Here is a 4,896-nt window from a genome sequence, read left to right as displayed (position 1 = left end):
AGGACGGCGGGGTGATCGACTCGACGACGGGCGAATCGCTGGCGGTGGTGTACGACAGCGCGAAGAAGGGCAGCGTGACGCTGGGCGGAAAGGACGGCACGATCCTGTCGGGCGTGAAGGCGGGTGTTGCCGACACCGATGCGGTCAACGTCGCACAGCTGACGACCGGCCTGTCCGATCTCCGTGAGGATCTGACCAACGGCGGGATCGACCTGAAGTACATCAAGGTCAACGCGTCGGGCACCGCCGCGCTCGCGACGGGTGCGCAGGGCGTGGCAATCGGCTCGGGCGCATCGTCGTCTGGCCCGAACACGCTGGCGCTCGGCTCCGGTGCGCGTGCCAGCGCGAACGGTGCGGTTGCGATCGGTTCCAACTCGGTCGCGAGCCAGACGAACACGGTGTCCGTCGGTAGCATCGGCAACGAGCGGAAGATCGTCAACGTTGCGGCGGGCGACCTGAGCGCGGACAGTACCGATGCGATCAACGGTTCGCAACTGTACGAAGCGCTGAACGGTCTCTCGACCACATTCGCGTCGGAGGCCGACAAGAAGCTCGCGGAATTGAGCGCAAGGTCGATCAGCTTCCGTGATGCGACTGATCCGCTCGTCGCGGTCGACGGTCAGCGGGGCGACAACTACGCGTCGTTGAACGGCGGTGATCCGAGCGAGGATTCCGCCATTGCAGTCGGTGTGTACTCCGTCGCGAGTGGCAGCAACGCAACGGCGATCGGCCTGCAGGCGCTCGCTGGTTCCGACAACTCGGTTGCGATCGGCAGCTTCGCGCAGACGGGCAACAGCCAGCCGTATGCGGTGGCGATGGGCTCGGACGCACAGACGAACGGAGCGGAAGCCGTCGCGCTCGGCGCGCACGTCGAGGCGAACCAGGACAACGCGCTTGCCGTGGGCAGCAACTCGAAAGCAATCGGCAAGAGCTCGGTCGCACTCGGTAACCGCGCGCAGGCGCTCGCCGGTGCAACGAACTCGATCGCAGCCGGCACGGGGGCTACCGTCCAGAAGAACGTCGCGGATGCGATTGCGCTTGGCGCGAATGCATCGGTTGCGTCGGGCTCGAACGGTGGCATCGCGCTCGGTGCGAACTCGATCGCAAACCGCGGCAACGCGCTGTCGATCGGTAAGGCGGGTGCAGAGCGCCAGATCGTCAACGTCGCGGCTGGTACGCAGTCGACCGACGCGGTCAACCTCGGCCAGCTGAAGGGCGTGACCGATGTGATCGGCGCGTCGATCGGCTCGGATGGCGCGATCGGCGTACCGACCTACAAGGTTGCGGGCAAGGACTACCACGACGTCGCGTCGGCGCTGGCGGCAGCTGCCGCTGCAGGCGGCGGCAGTGGCAGTGGCGGCTCGCCGAATGCAGTCGAGTACGACGACGCGTCGCACACGAAGCTGACGCTGGGAGGCGAAGACTCGGATACGCGTGTCGCGCTGAAGAACGTGGCGGATGGCGTGGACGACCATGACGCCGTGAACGTGAGCCAGTTGAAGGAGGCGGGCCTGGTCGGTGACGACGGCTCGGGCAAGCTGACGTCGCTGGCGGTGGCATACGACGACGCGTCGAAGGCCACGATCGCGCTGGGCGGTGCGGAGGGTACGACGATCAAGAACGTGAAGGCGGGCGAAGTCAGCGCGACGAGCACGGACGCGATCAACGGCTCGCAACTGTTCGCGACGAATGAAAGCATCGGCAACCTGAAGGAGTCGCTGAAGGACGGCGGTGTGATCGACCCGACGACGGGCGAATCGCTGGCGGTCGTGTATGAAAACGCGACGAAGGACAGCGTGAAGCTGGGCAACGCGGGTACGCCGGTGCGCGTGTCGAATGTCGCGGACGGCGTGGATCGCCACGATGCCGTGAACCTCGGCCAGTTGCAGGACGCGGGCCTTGTTGCGCCGGTCGATCCGGCAACCCCGGGTTCGGGTCTGGCGTCGCTCGCGGTGACGTACGACAAGAACGGGGACGGTTCGGCAGACTTCGGCCAGATCACGCTTCAAGGAGACGCGAACGGCACGACGATTACGAACGTGAAGGCGGGTGCCGTAGGCGCCAACAGCAAGGACGCGATCAACGGTTCGCAACTGTACGGCGTGGCGCATGGCGTGGCCGAATCGCTGGGCGGTGGTGCATCCGTCGATGCGAACGGCAAGGTGACGGGGCCGACGTACTCGCTGGCCGATCCGGCGGATGTTTCGAAGCAGCAGAGCTACCACAACGTGGGTGACGCGCTGGGCAACCTGGACGACCGTGTCGTGAACAACACGAAGAACATCACGATCGTGCAGGAACAGCTCGCGGAATCGGGCCTGGTGGATCCGGTGACGGGGCGGTCGATCGCCGCGGTGACGTACGACCGTAACGCGGACGGCACGCCGAACTACGGCTCGGTGACGCTCGGCGGTGGCAAGTCGACAGGCCCCGTGAAGCTGTCGAACGTGGCGGATGGCGAGGACCGACACGACGCGGTGAACCTCGGCCAGCTGCAGGATGCGGGTCTGGTTGCACCGGTCGATCCGGCAAACCCGGGTTCGGGTATGAAGTCGCTCGCGGTGACGTACGACAAGAACGCTGACGGCTCGTCGGACTTTGACACGATCACGCTGTACGGCGTGGAAGGCGCGAAGCTCACGAACGTGAAGGCCGGTGCGGTGAATTCGGGCAGCACGGATGCGATCAACGGTTCGCAGCTGAACGGCACGGCGCAGAGCGTCGCGGCCGCGATTGGCGGCGGCACCACGGTCGGGGATGACGGCACGCTCGCGAATACGGCGATCGAAGTGAACGGTCAGAAGTACAAGACCGTCGCGGAGGCAGTCCAAGCCGCAGCGATGTATGGCGCGACCGATTCGCTCGCGGTGCGTTACGACCTGAACAGCGACGGCACGCCGAACTACGGTTCGGTGACGCTGGGCGGGGTGGGCAGTACTGCGCCGGTTGTTCTGACGAACGTCGCGAACGGTGCTGTGAGCGCAAAGAGCACGGACGCGATAAACGGTTCGCAGCTGTTCGATCTCGAGGAGCGGATGGGTGGCCTCGGCGACCGTGTCGTGCAACTCGAGCAGAACCCGGGCGGCGGCGGCACTGGTGGCACTGGTGGCGGTTCGGGCGACAACCCGTACTTCGCCGGCACCGATATCGATCCGGAAACGCCGAACCACCTGGCCAGCGCCGGCACCGGCACGGGCAACGTCGCGGCCGGTTCGGGCACGAACGTGGCCAATGGCGCGAACAACGCCACGGTTATCGGTTCGAGCGCGACCGTGTCGAAGGACAACGGTGTCGCGATCGGCTCCGGCGCGAACAGCTCCGGCACCGGCGCGACGGCGATCGGCAGCGGCTCGTCTGCTTCGGGCGGTCAGTCGGTGGCCATCGGCGAAGGCTCGAAGGCGACCGGCGACAACTCGGTGGCGCTGGGCGCGGGCTCGGTGGCGAACGAAGCCAACACCGTCTCGTTCGGCAACGGCAAGGAAGATGGCAACCGCCGGATCGTCAACATCGCGGACGGCGTGAACGCGTCGGACGTGGCGACGAAGGGGCAGCTCGACCGTGCGATGGGCGGCATGCGCTCGCAGGTCAACGAGTTGTCGCGCAACGCTTACTCGGGTATCGCCGCAGCCACCGCGCTGACGATGATTCCCGGTGTCGATCCGGGCAAGACGTTGTCGTTCGGTATCGGCGGCGCGACCTACAAGGGCTATCAGGCAGTGGCGCTCGGCGGCGAAGCCCGCATCACGCAGAACCTGAAGATGAAGGCCGGCGTGGGTCTGTCGAGCGGCGGCAATACCGTCGGCGTGGGTGCCTCGTACCAGTGGTAACACGCGTTGCGGTGAGGCTTCGGCCTCACCGCACGCGCACCGCTCCATTCTCAACGATCGAATTTCCGGAGCCCGTCCCGGACGGGCCATACCATCATGAACATTTCATTCAATCGCGTTGTTCGGGCGTCGTCACTCGGCGCATTCGTACTGGGTCTGGCTGCGTGTACGACGCAGTCCGGCCCGACCTACGACATCCGTGCGGTGCAACTGGCCGGTCAGCCCGCACAGGCATATCGGGTGTCGTGCGACGGCCTGCTGTCCAGCACGAATCAATGCGCGGCCGCAGCCGAGCGGTTCTGCAAGGGCAGCGGCTTCACGCCGCTCGAATCCGTCGATCGCGTGCGCTCTGGTACGCCGATGAAGGATCCGCGCGAGATCACCTTCATGTGCGGCAAGCCGCAGCCGAAACCGCAACCCCAACCTGAACCGCAGGCACGGCCTCAGCCGCAACCGGAGCCGCCGGCCCAGCCGGTGCCGCAGCCGCGCCAGATGCTGCTGCAAGGCAACGCGAACTTCGCGACCGACAGCTCGGTGCTCACGCCGGCCGCGCGTCGCGCGCTGGAGCAGTTCGTCAGCGCGAACCAGGCGAATACGTTCCGTCGCGTGACCGTGACCGGCCACACGGATTCGACGGGTTCTGTTGCGCATAACCAGCGCCTGTCGGAGGCGCGCGCGCGGGCTGTCGCGACGTACCTGCGCACCAGTGGCTTGCGAGGCGGGCAATTCGTGTCGGAGGGCATGGGGCCGGCCGAGCCCGTGGCGTCGAATGCGACGACAGAAGGACGCGCGAAGAATCGGCGCGTCGAGATTCAGGTCGTGCCCGAATAAGCGCGGGCTGTGACCGGCATGCGGTTGAGCTACGGGTAGCGTCCCGTCCACGCGGACGGGCGACGGCATGCATTAGATCAACATGATTTCTGGAGCAACAGCAATGGCAACAGCAAAGGCAACGACGCGCCCGTCGCGTCCGACGATCGAGTCGGTGATGGACAACGTTCCGCCGTACACGGGCGTGATCGGGCGCAACGGTCTGACGAACGATCCGCGTCCGGTGGTGAATGGCCGT

1 protein-coding gene and 1 pseudogene are annotated in these 4,896 nt (G+C 66.2%); both read left to right on the top strand.

Annotated elements, in window-relative coordinates; genetic code table 11:
• Positions 1–35: 35 nt before the first annotated feature.
• Positions 36–3,827 (top strand): annotated as a pseudogene (locus ACV22Z_RS35530) (YadA-like family protein); the annotation flags it as partial.
• Between the two features lie 96 nt (positions 3,828–3,923).
• Positions 3,924–4,658: an OmpA family protein gene (locus tag ACV22Z_RS35525; RefSeq protein WP_448080913.1), complete on the top strand. Its 735-nt coding sequence runs from the start codon at positions 3,924–3,926 to the stop codon at positions 4,656–4,658.
• Positions 4,659–4,896 lie beyond the last annotated feature (238 nt).

It is taken from the genome of Burkholderia sp. PU8-34 (genome assembly GCF_053427725.1).
This window is presented reverse-complemented; position numbering and strand designations above follow the sequence as displayed.